This window comes from Candidatus Burkholderia verschuerenii, assembly GCF_001189365.1.
Taxonomy (GTDB): Bacteria; Pseudomonadota; Gammaproteobacteria; order Burkholderiales; family Burkholderiaceae; genus Caballeronia; species Caballeronia verschuerenii.
The window spans coordinates 14,903-30,735 of sequence record NZ_LFJJ01000047.1 but is presented as its reverse complement, the minus strand read 5'-3'; the positions used below and the strand labels follow the sequence as shown (position 1 = coordinate 30,735).

Below are 15,833 nucleotides of genomic sequence, written 5' to 3'. Positions count from 1 at the left end.
CTTTGCTACACGCTTCCTTCAGACCCCGCCTCACAACGACGCCCTTGCGTTTCACTAGGCCTTCGCCCCATCAGGCTGGACAGGGAACTTGCACCCCCAAGCTGTTGCGCATGCTCGGCGCACAAAACAAACCGCGCCTCGCGCGGCGGGAGAGCGTCACCCCGAAGGGCAACGCGGAAATCGGGTAATAGGATGAATGGCGTTCAGGCAGCCGAAAAACTCAGGCCAGCCACGCGACGGTCGCGATGCCGAGCGCGGTCATGACGAGCGACGCGCCCACATGAATGGCGATTTCGCCGAGCGCCCAGCCGAGCCGATTCTGCCGAAGATGCGCGACGACTTCCGCCGAGAAGGTGGAAAACGTCGACAGTCCGCCCATCAGTCCGGTGATGACGAACAGCCGCCATTCCACGGCAATATCGGGAAAACGCGCGAAGAACGCGACCGCGACGCCGATGATGTAGCCGGCGATGACATTAGCCGCAAAGGTGCCGAGCGGCAGATTCGGGAACAGCGCATTCAGGCGCAGGCCCAGCACCCATCGGAGCAGCGAGCCCAGCCCGCCGCCGATGCCCACGGCGATGATCGACAAATACATAGCGCAACCGTATCCAGGAATTAAGCCATCGCGAGTCGAGAGAAATGAACCAGTCTAGCTCGCGAAGCGCTCTATTTTAACGATACTTCGCGCGGCTGACGCAATCATCGCAACATAAAAGACATTGCCGACAGGCAATTGAGCGTGCGGACGACATGTTCTATGTCAGGCGCATCGAATGCTATGGTCACCGAATCGATTCGCTCCAGGCTCGGCCATTGACAGAAAAGATCGGCAAACGCCGTGGTCTGCACGCGCAATTCGCAGCGACGCGCAATCGCGGGCACACGCCGTTTCCCGCTCGACGACGCACCTTCGATACTCTCGCACGGCCGCGCGACGAATCGCCTCGCAAGCCGCCGCGGGCGATTCCGTCACGCCGCTCGAATAACCGTAAGCCGTTTTGACGCACAGAAAGCGCGCGTCCGGAAACGCGGGCAGCGTTTCCGCGCCGAATACGTCGTCGCCGGTCAAGAGCGCCACGCGCGCGCCGCGTTCCTGCGCGAGCGCGCCGTACAGGCCCGCTTCGCCGGTTTCCTCGCCATCGAGGATCACGCGCGCGAAGGCCGCGCTGTTGATCGTGTGCACCAGAATGCCACGGCTTTGCGCCCGCGCGTGGTAGCCGATCATGAACACGGCATCCGGCGCGGCTTCGAGTCCGGCCATCATGCCGAGCATGCGCGGTTTGCCGAGCACGATACGCGCGCGGATCGAGCAGATCGGGCAACAGGTTGCGAAAGCCGGCGTGGGAATCGTTGATCCAGACTTGCGTCGCGCCGCCGTCGAATGCGCCTTGCGCGGCGGCGTTGGCTTCGAGCGTCATCCAGCGGCGCGCCTGTTCGTATTCGCCGTTGCCGGGACGCGTCTGCTCGGGATGAAACACACCCGCCACGCCTTCGATATCGGTCGAAATCAGCACTTTCATGATCGTTTTCCTAAAGCCTCGATGAGCGCGATCCGCCGATGCCCGTTGCGCCCCGTCACCGTTTCCGCGCTGAACAGCGCATCGACGATGGCCTGCTCGACGCTATCGGCGGCGGTGTGAAACAGCGGATCGAGCCGCGCATCGGCGACGAGCGGCGGGATCGCGACGAACGCGGCATCGTGCGGCACAGTGTACGCGGTCGAAAACGCCAGCGCGATATCGCCGCTGCCGTGACCATACGACGAACCCGGCCGCCGCGCGCATCGCGACACGGCGAAGTTGACGCGCGTCGAGCGGCGCATCGGTCGCGACGATCATGATGATCGAGCCTCGCTCCGGTTTCGCGTCCTCAGCCGGCGCGTTCTGCAACGCGCGTCCGATCATCTCGCCCGCGATCGTGAGTTGCGGCAAGCGCCCGAAGTTCGCCAGCACGAGCGTGCCGACGGTATAAGCCGTGTCGTCGATTTCCGCCACGCGCGATGCCGAACCGATACCGCCCTTCAGCTCGAAGCAAGACATGCCGCGTCCCGCGCCGACCGCGCCGCGCGCGAAGCCTTCGCTACACGACGCAAGCGCCGCCTCGTAATGCGCGGGCTCGACGGCAAACGCCTGCATGTCGTTGAGATAGCCGTCGTTGCATTCGAAGACCAGCGGATTGACGCTCGGCCAATCGCGTCCGATTTGCGGATTCGCCGCGACGGCCGCGCGAATCTGCGCCGTCGCGACCGTGCCGACGCCGAAGGTGTTGGTCAGCGCGATCGGCATTTCGAGCGTGCCGAGTTCATCGATCTGCACGAGTCCGATGCTCTTGCCGAAGCCGTTGATCACGCACGCGGGCAGCCGGCACTTTCGCGCGATAGACGTCGTGCGCGTGCGGACGGATCACGGTAACGCCGGTCTGCACGTCGCCGTCATCGAGCGTGCAATGCCTGACCGTCACGCCTTTCACGTCCGCGATCGTGCCGCGCGGTCCAGCTTTCAATAAACCGATGTGTTTCATGGCCGGTCGAGCTTCGGATCGAGCGCATCGCGCAGGCCGTCGCCGAGCAGGTTGAACGCGAGCACGGTGAAGAAGATCGCCAGGCTCGGGAAGATCGCGACGTGCGGGGCCATCGCCATATCGGCGCGCGCTTCGTTGAGCATCGCGCCCCATTCGGGCGTCGGCGGCTGCGCGCCCAAACCCAGGAACGACAGGCTCGCGGCTGTGATGATCGAGGTGCCGATCCGCATCGTGAAGTACACGACGACCGATGAAATCGTCCCCGGCAGGATATGCCGCACGATGATGGTCCAGTCCGACGCGCCGATACTGCGCGCCGCCTCGATATAAGTCAGATGCTTGAGCGCGAGCGTATTGCCGCGCACCAGCCGCGCGAAAGCGGGAATGCTGAAGATCGCCACCGCGCACACGACGTTGACCATGCCGTTGCCGAGAATCGCAACCACGCCGATGGCGAGCAGAATGCCCGGAAACGCGAATAAAACGTCGGATATGCGCATGACGATGCGATCCCACCATCCTTCGTAATAGCCCGCCAGCAGCCCGAAAAACGTGCCGATCACCGCGCCGATGACGACCGACAACAACCCCGCCGTCAGCGATATGCGGCTGCCCACGAGGATGCGGCTCAAAATGTCGCGGTCCAGCGAATCCACGCCGAACCAATGCGCGGCGGACGGACCGGCGTTGAGCGCATCGTAGTCGAAGAAATTCTCCGGATCGTACGGCGCGATGTACGGCGCGATGATCGCGATGACGATCAGCAGCAGCACGAACATCGCCGCGATCATCGCGACATGTTGCTGCCTGAACTTGCGCCAGAACTCGCTCCACGGCGTGCGAATCTCCTGCGCGGTCTTGACGGGCGTTGCGGTCGTAGTGCTCACGCGGTCCTCGCTTATTTGAATCGAATGGTCGGATTGATGACCGCATACAGCACGTCGACGATCAGATTGATCACGATGAACTCCAGCGAAAACAGCAGCACTTCGGCCTGAATCACGGGATAGTCGCGCATCTCGACGGCATCGACGAGCAGGCGTCCGAGGCCCGGCCAGTTGAACACCGTCTCCACCACGATCGAGCCGCCGAGCAGAAAGCCGAACTGCAGGCCCATCATCGTGACGACGGGAATCATCGCGTTGCGCAGGCAGTGCTTGACGATGACCATCGGCTCGTGCACGCCCTTGGCGCGCGCGGTGCGCACGAAGTCCTCGCCCAGCACTTCCACGAACGATGCCCGCGTGAAGCGCGCCATCACCGCCGCGACGGCCGCGCCGAGCGTGATCGACGGCAGCACGTAGCCTTTCCATGTACCGTCCTCGACGATGGGCAGCCAGCCGAGCTTCACCGAGAAAATTTCCATCAGCAGCATGCCGAGCGCGAAGGCCGGAAACGAAATGCCGGAGACCGCGATCGTCATGCCAAGCCGATCCGGCCAGCGATTGCGCCACACCGCCGACACGATGCCGATCGCCATGCCGAAGATCACCGCCCACACCATGCTCGCCAGCGTCAGCCACAGCGTCGGCATGAAGCGCTCGACGATCTCCGTCGACACGGGCCGCTTGCTGCGCGTCGACGTGCCGAAATCGAAATGCACGACCTTGGCGAAGAAGTTCACCAGTTGCTGCGGCAGCGGCTTGTCGAGCCCCAGATCGGCGCGCACCAGCGCGACGGTCGCCTGATCCGCTTCCGGACCGGCCGCGAGACGCGCGGGATCGCCCGGCAGCAGATGCACGAAAAAAAACACCAGCACCGCAACGATGAACAGCGTCGGCAGCAGCCCGAGCAGACGCCTGGCGAGAAAGTTGAGCATCGTGATTCCTTCATCGGCCGGACGCGCGCGCCCGGCCATGTGCAGCGAACTTACTTGATCGCGATATCGTCGAAATTGAACGAGCCGTCAGGCATCACGTACGCGCCCGACAAGCGCTTGCTGCGCGCATACACGACCATTTCGGTGACGAGGAAAATCCACGGCGCGTCGTCCCAGATGCGTTTTTGCGCATCGGCGTAGAGCTTCGATTTCTCGTTGCGATCGGTCATCGCGAGCGCTTTTTGCAGATCGTCGTCGACGTTGCCGTTCTTGTAGTACGCGGTGTTGAAGAGCTTCGGCGGAAACGATGCGCTGCCGAGCAGCGGCGAGATGGCCCAGTCGGCCTCGCCCGTCGACGACGACCAGCCGATATAGAACATCCGCACCGGCGCGGTTTTCGGATCCTGCGCGCTTTCCACGCGCTGCACGCGCTGCCCGGCCTCGAGCGCTTCGACCGACGCCTTCACGCCCACTTGCGACAACTGCTGCTGCACGAACTGGATGATCTTCTGCGCGGTCGTGTAGTTATAGCCGGACCACAAGGTCGTTTCGAAGCCGTTCGGATAGCCCGCTTCCTTCAGCAGTTCGCGCGCCTTCGCCGGATCGTATTTCCACGGCCCAAGCTTGGTCGCGTAATCGACGCCCGGCGGCACCACGCCTTCGGCCGGCGTCGCATAACCGGCGAACGCGACCTTCACCAGCGCTTCCTTGTTGATGGCGTAGTTCATCGCCTCGCGCACCTTCGGATTGTCGAAGGGCTTCTGCATCATGTTCATGCTGATGTAGCGCTGGATGATCGACGGCGCCGCGATCAGATCGACCTTCGGGCTCGCCTTGAGCGTCGCGGCCTGTTCGAACGGCACCTGAAACGCGAAATCCGCTTCGCCGGTCTGCATCAGCGCGGCGCGCGTGTTGTTGTCGACCACGGGCTTCCAGTCGATCATGTCGATCTTCGGATAACCCTTCTTCCAGTAGCCCGCGAACTTCTTCACCTTCAGATCGTCGGTCTGCTTCCATTCGACGAATTCGAACGGGCCCGTGCCGACCGGATGAAACGCGATGTCCTTTCCGTACTTCTTGAGCGCTGTCGGCGAGATCATCACCGCCGACGGATGCGCGAGCACGTTGATGAACGCCGAGAACGGAATCTTCAGCGTGATCTTCACCGTGTAAGGATCGACCACTTCGGTCTTCTCGATCTTGTTGAAGAGGTTATAGCGCTTGAGCTTGTTGTCGGGATTGGTGACGCGATCGAACACGGCCTTCACGGCTTCCGCGTTGAAGTCGGTGCCGTCGTGGAACTTCACGTCCTTGCGCAAGTGGATCGTGTAGACCTTGGCGTCGGGGCTCGCTTCGTAGCTCGTCGCCAGCACCGGCTGAATCTTCATGTCCTTGTCGAAGCCGAACAGCCCTTGATAGAAGGACTTCGCGACCGCTTGCGAGAGCGTGTCGTTGGCGTCGTACGGGTCCATCGTCGTGAAGGTCGAGGCGACGGCCATCACGGCGGTCGTCTCTGCATACGCGGCGGCGGGCGTGAGTGCGGTCAGTGCGGCGAACGCGCTTGCGGCCAGCATCGAGCGCATTGGATAAGACGGCATCGTTGGACTCCTTGGCTTTGACGTTGTGATCGATCTTGATGTTATCAATACGCGCCGCCGACGTGATGCTCGGCGACGTAATGATCCGGTCCTACCGCGACGAGTTTCGCGACCACTGGCTCGTCGCCCAGCTTGCGGATCGGGCTGGGAATTTCGTCGGCGGCGAGCATGCGTTTGGCGTGACGGCGCGCCGGATCGGCGACGGGCACCGCGCTCATCAGTTTGCGCGTGTACGGATGACGCGGCGCTTCGAACACCGACGCGCGCGGCCCGATCTCGACGATCTGCCCGAGATACATCACCGCGACGCGATGACTCACGCGCTCGACAACCGCCATGTCATGCGAGATGAACAGATACGCGACGCCGAGTTCGCGCTGCAAATCGAGCATCAGATTGACGATCTGCGCGCGCACGGACACATCGAGCGCGGACACGGATTCATCGGCGATCACGACTTTCGGATTCAGCGCGAGCGCCCGCGCAATCGCGATGCGCTGACGCTGACCGCCGGAAAATTCGTGCGGATAGCGCTGCGCCGCTTCGGGCGGCAGACCGACCTTGTCGAGCAGCCAGTCGACGCGCGCCTGCGCTTCCTTGCCGCTCGCGACGCCGTGCACGAGCAGCGGCTCCATCACCGAGAAACCGACCGTCAGACGCGGATTGAGCGAGGCGAACGGGTCCTGAAAAATAAACTGGATATTGCGTCTGAGCGCCTGCAATGCCGGGCCTTGCAGCTTGCTGATATCGCGTCCGTCGAATTCGATGGAACCGCTCTGGCTCTCCACCAGCCGCAGCAGCGAACGGCCCGTCGTCGATTTGCCGCAACCCGATTCGCCGACCAGCGCGAGCGTTTCGCCTTTGCGCAACTCGAAGCTAACGCGCTCGACCGCATGCACTGATGCCGTGGTTCGGCCGAACAGTCCGCTCTTGACGGGAAAACGCGTCACCAGATCGCGCACGCGCAGAATCGGTTCGCTGGCGTGATCGACATCGGGCTGACGCTCGCGTTCGACCGCTTCCGATGGCCGCAACGCGGTGGCATCGTCGGGAGCGATTTCCGCCGGCTCGACTTCGAGAATCGGAAATTTGGCGGGACGATCGGTGCCGCGCATCGCGCCGAGCGTCGGCACGGCGGCGAGCAGCGCTTTCGTGTACGGATGCTTCGGCATACTGAACAGCGTATCAGATGGCGCTTCCTCGACCTTGTCGCCGCGATACATCACCAGCACGCGATCCGCCACTTCCGCGACCACGCCCATGTCGTGCGTGATGAAGATCACGCCCATGTTCATCTCGTCCTGCAAGCCGCGGATCAGTTGCAGGATTTGCGCCTGAATCGTCACGTCGAGCGCGGTCGTCGGCTCGTCGGCGATCAAGAGCGCGGGCTTGCACGACAGAGCCATCGCGATCATCACGCGCTGACGCATGCCGCCCGACAGCTGATGCGGATAGCGCACGAACACGCGCTTCGATTCGGGAATGCGCACGAGATCGAGCAGACGCAGCGCTTCGCGGCGCGCTTCCGAACGGCTTTTATGCTGATGCAGCGCGATGGCTTCGGCAATCTGGTCGCCCACCGTGAACACCGGATTGAGCGAGGTCATCGGCTCTTGAAAGATCATCACGATATCCGCGCCGCGCACGCCGCGCATCGTCGCGGTCGAGGCTTGCGCGAGGTCGAGCACCTGCCCGCCGCGTCGTCTGAACGCGATGCTGCCCGATGCGATCGCGCCACCGCCGTGCTCGACCAGCCGCATCAGCGCGAGCGACGTCACCGACTTGCCCGATCCCGATTCGCCGACGATCGCCAGCGTCTCGCCGCGTTCGACCGCGAACGACATGTCGCGCACGGCTTCGACCACGCGCGAACGCGTGCGAAACGTCACCAACAGATTGCGCACGTCGATCACGCGCAATTCGGGCAGGCTCATGAGAGATGTCGTCATCGATAGATCGCCGTGACGGGCGCTTCGCCCATGCGTGCATGGCCGCGATACATGCCTTCGGTATTGAACGGCAGCACGACGTTGCCTTTCGCGTCGACGGCGATCAGGCCACCGCGTCCTGCGATGCGCGGCAGCTTGTTCATTACGACATCGCGCGCGGCTTTGTCGAGCGATACGCCTAGATATTCCATCTGCGCGGAGACATCGTAGGCCGCGAGCATGCGCATGAACATTTCGCCGGTGCCGGTCGTCGAGACCGCGCAGGTCACGTCGTTCGCGTAGCAGCCCGCGCCGATCATCGGTGCATCGCCGACGCGGCCCGGCTGCTTGTTGGTCATGCCGCCCGTCGATGTCGCCGCCGCCAGATGGCCGTGCGCATCGAGCGCGACCGCGCCGAACTTCTTATCCGGATCGATCGGGTCGTTGCTGAAGGAAAATTTCGTCATCGCGTCGTGATCGAGCATCGTGCTCGAGGTGCCGCGCGCCTTCTGCCATTGCTCGTAGCGCGCGTCCGTATGAAAGTACGACGGCTCGACGAATTCGAGTCCTTGCGCGCGTGCGAAGGCTTCCGCGCCATCGGCGGTGAACATGACGTGCTCGCTCACCTCGAGCACGCGGCGCGCGGCCAGCACGGGATTCTTCACGCGCGTGACGCAGCAGATCGCGCCTGCTTCGAGCGTCGCGCCGTCCATGATCGATGCATCGAGTTCATGCGTGCCCGCCGCCGTGAACACCGCGCCGTGCCCCGCGTTGAAGAGCGGACAGTTTTCGAGCAAGCGCACGGCTTCGGTGACGGCATCGAGCGCGCTGCCGCCGTCCGCGAGCACCTTTTGGCCCGCGCGCAGAATTTCGTCGAGCGCGGCGTGATAGCGCGCTTCAGTTTCGGTGTTCATCGCTTGGCGGAGAAGGGTCCCCGCGCCACCGTGGATGGCGATGACCGGCATGACGTTCATGATCGACGCGGCTCCGTATGAGTGGATCTTTTTCGACGTGTTGCCGTGACGGGCGCGGCCTTCGACAACTCGGGCGCGGCCAGCCACGGCAACACGAATTCGGTGAGTCCCGACGCGGCCTCGACCGGACCGATCGCTTCGCGCGATGCGCGACCGCATCGCACAAGGCTTCGATCACCGCGAGCACGACGGTGTCGCAATTGGCGGCGAGACGGCGTTCCGCGCGCACCGTCAGCGACAGATCGGCGACCTGCGCAAGCGGCGAGCCTGCGTGATCGGTCAGCGCGAGCACGCGCACGCCGTGTTTGCGCGCCTGCCGCGCCAGCGCGATGGTGTCGTCGACATAGCGCGGAAACGCGATCGCGATCAACACGTCGCCGCCCGATGCCGTAAACAGCCGCCGCGCCGCATGCGATGGCCCGCCCGTCAGCGCAAGCGATTGCACATCGGCGCAAAACGGCGTGAGCCCGTGCTCCAGCAAGCCCGCGAGAAACGCGCTCGCGCCGTAACCGACGATAAACACGCGCCGCGCCGACAAAATCGCGTCGACCAGCGCTTCGGCCTTCGCGCCGTCGATGGCGGTCTGCGCAAGCTGCAAGTTCGCCGCCGCCTGCGCGATCGATGCCTCGAACACTTGCGCCCCGCTCGCCGGCGATTCGAGCGCCGTGCGCAGCCGTTCGACCGGCGCGATGGTCGCCTCGAAGCCGCGCACCAGCGCCTCGCGGAAAGCCGGATAGCCAGAGAATCCGAGCGTGCGCGCGAACCGGTTGGCGGTCGCGACCGATGCGCCGACCGCATCCGCGAGTTCGTCGATCCGCATGGTCGCCGCGCGAAACAGGTTGGCGAGCACGAACGCGCCCATGCGCTGATGAATCGGCGTCAGGCTCGACATGGCCGCCGCGATATGGACGGAAATCGGCTGATTGTCTGCTTCGCGAACGGCCGGTCTGGATCGGGACATGGAAACGCAGCGTTTGACACATGGGCGATGAAACTATATTTACCCAAAACGCTCGCCAAAAAAAATTAATTTTCATCGGCGCGGCTCGGGGTTTTCGCTTACGCCGCCCGGACGCGATGTGAAGCGGTTCCGCACTTCGACTGTGCGCGTTCATGCACAATACGGTGCGCGACGTTCCCGGCCATTCCTGTTTCCACGTATGAATTTCGACTTTCTGCCCGATACGCTCCAGCACCATCTGCCGACGCATCCGTGGGCGCAGCTGGCGCTCGGCATCGTCATGCTCGTGCTGCTCGCCCTGTTTCTGCAATGGGTTGTCGCGCGCATCGTGTTGCTGATCGCGCACCGCCTGCTGGTGCTCGCCGGGCATACCGCGTGGGATCACGCCTTCATCCGGCGGCGCGCGTATCACCGCGTCTGGTATGCGGTGCCGTTCGCGACCGTCGCGCTCGGTATCGACGAAGTGCCGCATATCGGCAAATGGGCCGTGCCGATCGAGCGGATCGCGCATGCCGGCGCGTGGATCTGCTTTTTCTTCGCGATGGGCAGCCTGCTGTCCGCGTGGCAGGACGTCTATGCGTCGAGCAAGGAAGCGCAGACGCGTTCGATCAAGGGCTACATCCAGATCGGCAAGCTGGCGCTCGCGCTCGTGTGCGGCGTGCTGGTGCTGTCGATTCTCATCGACCGTTCGCCGTTGTGGATGCTGTCAGGCATCGGCGCGCTGTCCGCCGTGCTGCTGCTGGTGTTCAAGGACACGCTGCTGTCCCTCGTCGCGAGCACGCAGCTGACGTCGAACGACATGCTGCGCATCGGCGACTGGATCGAGATGCCGCAAGCGAGCGCCGACGGCTTCGTGAAGGACATCGCGCTGCATACGGTCAAGGTGCAGAACTGGGACAACACGGTGACGACCGTGCCCACCTACAAACTCTTTTTCGAGAGTATCGCAACTATCGGCACATGTTCGAATCGGGCGGGCGGCGGATCAAGCGCACGCTGCGGATCGACGCGCAATGCGTGCGTTTTCTCTCCGACGAGGAAACCGCGCACATGATGCGCTTTCGCCTGCTGCACGATTATCTCGAGCAGAAGCAGACCGAAGTCGATCAGGCCAACCGCAATCTCGGCGAACTCGCCAACGAACCGGCCAATCGCCGCCGGCTCACCAATGTGGGCACGTTCCGCGCGTATGGTTTAGCCTATCGGCAACGGCATCCGGAAATCCGTCAGGACATGGCGATCATGGTCCGCATGATGGAGCCGGATTCGCAAGGCATTCCGATCGAGGTCTATTGCTTCACCGCCACCACGGCGTGGACGCAATATGAACGCATTCAGGGCGACGTCTTCGATCATCTGCTCGCGATCCTTCCCGAGATAGGCCTGCGCCTTTACCAGTCGCCTTCGGGCACCGACTTTTCGGGTATCGGCGGACGTCTGCGAGGCGAAATGCCCTTGCTCTGACTTGCGCGATTCTCCCGACCGCATTCATGGCTGAAAAGAATCAGGCAAGAATCCTCCAGTTTTGTGTATTCACGTCGAGCCTTCCCGTTCCTAAGATGTGACCATCGCCGATGCGTCCGATCCCGCCGTTCCTGCCCGGCGGCGTGATCGCTTTTTCTCGCGCATCGCCTTCCATCGTCATAAAAGGGAAACCTCAACGTGATCGATCGCGTCCATGCCATGCGTGTCTTTACGCGTGTCGTCGATACCAACAGCTTCACGCGCGCCGCCGAATCGCTCGGCATGCCGCGTGCAAGCGTGTCGACGACCGTGCAACAACTCGAAGCGCTAGTCGGCGTGCAATTGCTTGCACGCACGACGAGGCGCCTGAATCTCACCGTCGATGGCGCTGCGTATTACGAGCGCTGCTCGCAAATTCTCGCGGATATCGACGAACTCGAATCCGGTTTCGGCGCGGGCGAGGAACGCCTGCGCGGACGGCTGCGCGTCGAAATGCCGGATACGGTGGCGACGTCCATCGTCGTGCCGGCGCTGCCGGAATTTCATGCGCGTTATCCGCAGATCGAACTGTCGATCGGGATCGGCACGCGCAATGTCGATCTGGTCGGCGAAGGCGTCGATTGCAGCGTGCAGCTCGGCGAACTGCCCGATTCGGGTCTCGTCGCGCGGCGGCTCGGTGTACTGGAACAGGTGACGTGCGCAAGTCCGGCGTATCTGGACAAGCACGGCACGCCGCAATCGCTCGATGAGCTCACGCGCCACGTCGCGGTGAATTGCGTATCGGAAAAAAGCGGCCGTCCCGCCGATTTCGACGTCGAAGGCAAAGCCGTCACCATGAAGATGCGCGGCTTCGTACAGGTCGCCGACGAGCACGCGTACATTGCCTGCGGACTCGAAGGGCTCGGGCTGATTCAGCCGCTGAAGATCGCGGCGCAGCCGTATCTGCGCTCGGGACAGTTGCAGGAAGTGCTGCCGGAATGTAAAGCGCCGCCGCTCAAGGTGTCGGTCGCGTTCCTGAAGAGCCGTCAGGCGACGCCGCGCGTGTCGGCGTTCGTCGACTGGCTGGCCAAGCTGTTCGAGCGTTCGCAGGAAATGGACGATACGCTCACCAGTCTGTATCGCTCGGCGCAACGGCGCACGACGGCGCGCCGCGACCGTCCGTCGGACGATCAGCCGACCGAGGAAACCGCCGACGTCTGATTCGAACCCCGGCGGCCCGCGTCCGACGCTTCAGCGCACAGGCGTGGCCGCCGCCTCGCCCGCCACGGTGTTCCACTTGCGCACCGACCAGCGCTCGACCAGCCCGTTCGTCACATACGGATCGACGCGCGCGAAGGCTTCCGCCGCATCCGGCGAATCGCTGTTGAACAACAGAATCGCGCGATCCGCCGGGCCTTCGAGCGCGCCGCCCAGCAGCAAATCGCCGCCATCCGCTGCCTTCCACGCAAGCGACAGATGTTCGTCTCGAAATTGCCCGCGACGCTCCAGATAGTCTTCGCACAACTCGTAGATCAGTAAATAGTGCATTTCATTCGCTCCTGTAATAACGGGGTGACATACGCCGTAACCATTTTCACCCTCTTCGATTCTGAAATTAAGACTTGCCTAAGAGCCCTCTGATCGATTAAAGCGGGAACTTCGAACATCATTCGCGGGTACATTCCGAGGACCCTCTCATGAACCGCGATCAACCGCCTTGCAACACTTGCTCGAAGCATGATTGTCACGATTGCGCATGGACTTCGCCACTCGACGCGTCGTACCAGCGGCTGCTCCAGTCCACGTCGCTCATCACGATTCTCGCACTGAATCCGCGCGACAACAGCCCCATGCCTTCGGAACCGTCGTGGCTGGGGTTGGCGGGCAAACGGCTCATGCGCCTCTTTACCGACTGGTCATCGACTCCGCGATAAGTCAAGTGGGCGCACGTCCACAGATTCGTAAATAAGGTATACGCCGTCTTTTTAGGATACCTGTGCATATAGAATGCGCGGCGAATTTGCGCACATTTTTTCAGCGCAATTGCAAAAGTAGATAGGATCGAAGTCGATGAGTATCAATCTGGTCCAAGCGGTGAATACCGCCATGACTGAAAGCATCGCGGAGCAGTTGGCGCAGCAGTTCGGCATTCCGGGGAACATCGTCCGGCAGCTGGCATCGCGCACCGCGCCGGGTCTGGTTGCCGCGCTGATGGACCGCGCCTCGCTCGCGCAAGGCGCACGTCAATTGCATTCCGTCATCATGTTGCCGGAGACCAACGCCTATATCGTCGATCAGCTGGACAAGCTGATTTCGACCACCGGCGGTCTGAAACATCTCGAAAGCAGCGGCCACGCGCTCGCCGCCGAAGCCACCGGCAAGCGCATGGATTTGCTGACCGACGCCGTGTCGGTCGAAACCGGCGTCCCGACGCAGGCCACCTCGGCGCTCGCGGGTGTCGCCGCCGCCGTGCTGTTCGGCGTGATCAAGCGGTACTTCCTGCTCGCGCAATGGGGCTTGCCGCAACTGCCGCCGCTGCTGCGCGAACAGGTGCCGGAGATGAGGACGTCGCTGTCGAACGGCGTGGCGACGGCGATCGGCATCGGCAACGCGGACGGCTTCACCAACAGCATCGGCACGCGGCTCGACGCCGTGGCATCGACGCTGGCCGAGCGCGAGGAAGTCGATGCGCTGGCTACGGCCGCCGTCGGCGAATCCGTCGCGCGCAGCACGCCGGTCCACGCGTCGTCCGTCGCGCCTGCGGCGCCTGCCGCTCGTTCGCCCGCCGCAGCCGCGCCGACGCGTGCGCCGGTGCGTTCGTCCGCATCGCCCAAGAAGTCCAACAAGTGGATCTGGCTGCTCTTCGCGGTGCTCGCCGGCATTCTGGCGCTGGTCTACTACCACGGGTTCACGAACTCGAATAGCGTCGATCTGAACCAGACGGCCACGACATCGCCGACCGCATCGGTCGAGAAGCAGGCGTCATCGGTCGATGCGCCGCTCGTCGCGTCCATCGCGACGGAAGCGTCTGCGCCGGTCGCGCAAGCGGCCAGCGCCACGCCGGCGACGGCTGCATCGGCGTCGGCGGCTGTATCGGCATCGGCTGTTGCTTCGGCTCCGGACGCGGCCACTGTCGCCAACGCCAACGCCGATGCGCGTCTCGTGTTCAGCGTCAGCCCGGCGGGCGTGCCCTCGGTCACCGCGACGGTCGGCACCGAAGCCGAAAAGCAGAGCCTGATCGACGCGCTCACCGCGCGCTTCGGCAAAGGCTATACCGCCGACGTCACGGTGACGCCGAACACGCGTCCCGCCACCTGGCTCGCGCAACTGAAGAACTTCCTGCCGCTGATGGCCGTGCCGGGCGCGGAAGTGAAAGTGAGCGGCTCGAAGGTCGAACTGAGCGGCGCGGCGGCGGACACCAAGCTCGGCTGGACCGATCGCCTGAAGAGCGCGCTCGGCGGCATGTTCACGGTCGGCTCGTTCGACGTCAACGGCGCGATCGCCAGCGCGACGCAATCGTTCCGCGACGGCATAAAGACGCTGCTCGCCGCCGCCGACGCCTGCTCCGGCACGAAGCTGACCAAGGTCCTCGATCTGCAGGTCGTCAACTTCGCGCGCTCCAGCGCTACGGTTCCGGAAAGCGCTTACGCCACGCTCGGCGAGACGGTGCAACTGCTGAAAAACTGTGCGGCCAAGGGCTCGATGGTGAATCTGGACGTCGCCGGTTACTCGGACTCGCAAGGTCCGGCGCGTGCCAAGCTGGAAATGTCGAAGGAACGCGCGCAGGCTGTGCGCGGCTATCTGGTGCGCGCGGGCGTGCCGACCCAGACGCTCACCGCGACGGGCTACGGCGACGCCAATCCGCTGGCGGACAACAGCACCGAAAGCGGTCGCTTCAAGAATCGCCGCATCGAGTTCGTGGTGAAGTAAGCCTGATCGGCTCGATCGAAAAAGACATGCCGCCGTGTGAATCCCACGGCGGCATTTTCATTTGCGCGTCGCGCGCGCGTCGAATCAGTTCGGCGTCGCGAAGCCGCTTTCGGCCCAGCGTTCGGCGTTCGCCTTGCTGAGCTTGTATGCGGCGATACGCGCGCATGCGCGAGTTGCTCGCCGTAGGCATCGAAGGCTTTGAGGTCGGCGTAGGGATCGTCTTCGTCGGGAACGATATCGAGCGTGACGGTAATGGTCTCGTCGCGCAGTTCGATGGTGACGTTCTTGTGCAGCATCGCGTGACGCTGCTGTTCGTGACGGCGCAGCACTTCGGAGGCGGTCTTGACCAGCGTGCGGAACGCGTTGGCATCGAGCGGCTTCGGGTTCTTCTTGTCGCGGCCCATCGTCCACGGGCCGACCAGCGCGGGTTCCGCTTCGCCCGCCTGAATCATTTCGACGGCCCAGCCATCGTCGTCTTCATTCTTGATCACGCGCGCGGTCCAGCCGTCGTCGCGCCAGAGACGGTCTTCGTGGATGGCTTCGTCGGTCGAGGGGAGTTCGGAATCGGTCATGGCGTGGAGGCGCGGGGCAAGCGAGTGACAAGACCTTGGATTTTACCTTGGCTTGGGCGCGCGCCCCGTCCGGGCACGGTGCCTG

At 63.5% G+C, this 15,833-nt stretch carries 12 protein-coding genes and 5 pseudogenes; 3 read left to right on the top strand and 14 right to left on the bottom strand.

The genetic code is table 11. The features are described from left to right. Positions 1-220: 220 nt before the first annotated feature. From crcB to BVER_RS11205, 10 genes and pseudogenes are all read right to left on the bottom strand, one after another. Positions 221-598: a fluoride efflux transporter CrcB gene (crcB, locus tag BVER_RS11245; RefSeq protein WP_050453370.1), complete on the bottom strand. Its 378-nt coding sequence runs from the start codon at positions 596-598 to the stop codon at positions 221-223. Between the two features lie 104 nt (positions 599-702). Next, positions 703-1,523, bottom strand: a pseudogene (locus BVER_RS11240) (M55 family metallopeptidase). Beyond that, positions 1,520-2,318 (bottom strand): annotated as a pseudogene (locus BVER_RS11235) (P1 family peptidase). The pseudogenes BVER_RS11240 and BVER_RS11235 overlap by 4 nt, the downstream one beginning before the upstream one ends. Then, entirely contained in the window at positions 2,305-2,523 is a 219-nt protein-coding gene (locus tag BVER_RS36230) for a P1 family peptidase (RefSeq protein ID WP_370444228.1), read from the bottom strand. The pseudogene BVER_RS11235 and the gene BVER_RS36230 overlap by 14 nt, the downstream one beginning before the upstream one ends. Next, a complete protein-coding gene (gene gsiD / locus BVER_RS11230) occupies positions 2,520-3,410 on the bottom strand; it encodes a glutathione ABC transporter permease GsiD (protein ID WP_050453369.1) in 891 nt (296 codons plus the stop codon). Before gsiD ends, BVER_RS36230 begins: the two co-directional genes overlap by 4 nt. A gap of 11 nt (positions 3,411-3,421) precedes the next feature. After that, entirely contained in the window at positions 3,422-4,342 is a 921-nt protein-coding gene (gsiC, locus tag BVER_RS11225; protein WP_050453372.1) for a glutathione ABC transporter permease GsiC, read from the bottom strand. A 50-nt stretch (positions 4,343-4,392) separates the two neighbouring features. Continuing rightward, the gene (gene gsiB / locus BVER_RS11220; RefSeq protein WP_083452145.1) at positions 4,393-5,940 is read right to left on the bottom strand and encodes a glutathione ABC transporter substrate-binding protein GsiB; all 1,548 of its coding nucleotides are present in this window, start codon (positions 5,938-5,940) and stop codon (positions 4,393-4,395) included. 44 nt (positions 5,941-5,984) lie between these two features. Then, entirely contained in the window at positions 5,985-7,889 is a 1,905-nt protein-coding gene (locus BVER_RS11215; RefSeq protein ID WP_050453367.1) for a dipeptide ABC transporter ATP-binding protein, read from the bottom strand. Then, a complete protein-coding gene (locus BVER_RS11210) occupies positions 7,886-8,842 on the bottom strand; it encodes an isoaspartyl peptidase/L-asparaginase family protein (protein WP_050453366.1) in 957 nt (318 codons plus the stop codon). Before BVER_RS11210 ends, BVER_RS11215 begins: the two co-directional genes overlap by 4 nt. Next, positions 8,839-9,803: pseudogene (locus BVER_RS11205) on the bottom strand (MurR/RpiR family transcriptional regulator). Before BVER_RS11205 ends, BVER_RS11210 begins: the two are co-directional and overlap by 4 nt. A gap of 199 nt (positions 9,804-10,002) precedes the next feature. Between BVER_RS11205 and BVER_RS11200 the strand changes: the two are divergent. After that, a pseudogene (locus tag BVER_RS11200) lies at positions 10,003-11,267 on the top strand (mechanosensitive ion channel family protein). Between the two features lie 40 nt (positions 11,268-11,307). Here BVER_RS11200 and BVER_RS31405 read toward each other — a convergent pair. Continuing rightward, positions 11,308-11,448: a hypothetical protein gene (locus BVER_RS31405; RefSeq protein WP_157056012.1), complete on the bottom strand. Its 141-nt coding sequence runs from the start codon at positions 11,446-11,448 to the stop codon at positions 11,308-11,310. Positions 11,449-11,468: 20 nt separating this feature from the next. Between BVER_RS31405 and BVER_RS11195 the strand changes: the two genes are divergently transcribed. Continuing rightward, the gene (locus tag BVER_RS11195) at positions 11,469-12,467 is read left to right on the top strand and encodes a LysR family transcriptional regulator (protein ID WP_370444229.1); all 999 of its coding nucleotides are present in this window, start codon (positions 11,469-11,471) and stop codon (positions 12,465-12,467) included. A gap of 30 nt (positions 12,468-12,497) precedes the next feature. Here BVER_RS11195 and BVER_RS11190 read toward each other — a convergent pair whose 3' ends face one another. Both BVER_RS11190 and BVER_RS31400 read right to left on the bottom strand, forming a co-directional pair. Then, positions 12,498-12,794, bottom strand: a complete 297-nt coding sequence (locus BVER_RS11190; protein ID WP_050453364.1) for a YciI-like protein — start codon at positions 12,792-12,794, stop codon at positions 12,498-12,500. A 196-nt stretch (positions 12,795-12,990) separates the two neighbouring features. Next, positions 12,991-13,143, bottom strand: a complete 153-nt coding sequence (locus BVER_RS31400) for a hypothetical protein (RefSeq protein WP_157056011.1) — start codon at positions 13,141-13,143, stop codon at positions 12,991-12,993. A gap of 173 nt (positions 13,144-13,316) precedes the next feature. Here BVER_RS31400 and BVER_RS11180 point away from each other — a divergent pair, with 173 nt between their 5' ends. After that, a complete protein-coding gene (locus tag BVER_RS11180; protein WP_050453362.1) occupies positions 13,317-15,176 on the top strand; it encodes an OmpA family protein in 1,860 nt (619 codons plus the stop codon). A gap of 84 nt (positions 15,177-15,260) precedes the next feature. Here the strand turns inward: BVER_RS11180 and BVER_RS11175 are convergent. Beyond that, positions 15,261-15,748: pseudogene (locus BVER_RS11175) on the bottom strand (hypothetical protein). Positions 15,749-15,833: the final 85 nt, after the last annotated feature.

Bases quoted from the DNA above. Each gene is read 5' to 3' on its own strand.
- crcB (WP_050453370.1), bottom strand. From the start codon at position 598: ATGTATTTGTCGATCATCGCCGTGGGCATCGGCGGCGGGCTGGGCTCG.
- BVER_RS36230 (WP_370444228.1), bottom strand. From the start codon at position 2,523: ATGAAACACATCGGTTTATTGAAAGCTGGACCGCGCGGCACGATCGCG.
- gsiC (WP_050453372.1), bottom strand. From the start codon at position 4,342: ATGCTCAACTTTCTCGCCAGGCGTCTGCTCGGGCTGCTGCCGACGCTG.
- gsiB (WP_083452145.1), bottom strand. From the start codon at position 5,940: ATGCCGTCTTATCCAATGCGCTCGATGCTGGCCGCAAGCGCGTTCGCC.
- BVER_RS11215 (WP_050453367.1), bottom strand. From the start codon at position 7,889: ATGACGACATCTCTCATGAGCCTGCCCGAATTGCGCGTGATCGACGTG.
- BVER_RS11210 (WP_050453366.1), bottom strand. From the start codon at position 8,842: ATGAACGTCATGCCGGTCATCGCCATCCACGGTGGCGCGGGGACCCTT.
- BVER_RS31405 (WP_157056012.1), bottom strand. From the start codon at position 11,448: ATGACGATGGAAGGCGATGCGCGAGAAAAAGCGATCACGCCGCCGGGC.
- BVER_RS11190 (WP_050453364.1), bottom strand. From the start codon at position 12,794: ATGCACTATTTACTGATCTACGAGTTGTGCGAAGACTATCTGGAGCGT.
- BVER_RS31400 (WP_157056011.1), bottom strand. From the start codon at position 13,143: ATGAGCCGTTTGCCCGCCAACCCCAGCCACGACGGTTCCGAAGGCATG.
- BVER_RS11180 (WP_050453362.1), top strand. From the start codon at position 13,317: ATGAGTATCAATCTGGTCCAAGCGGTGAATACCGCCATGACTGAAAGC.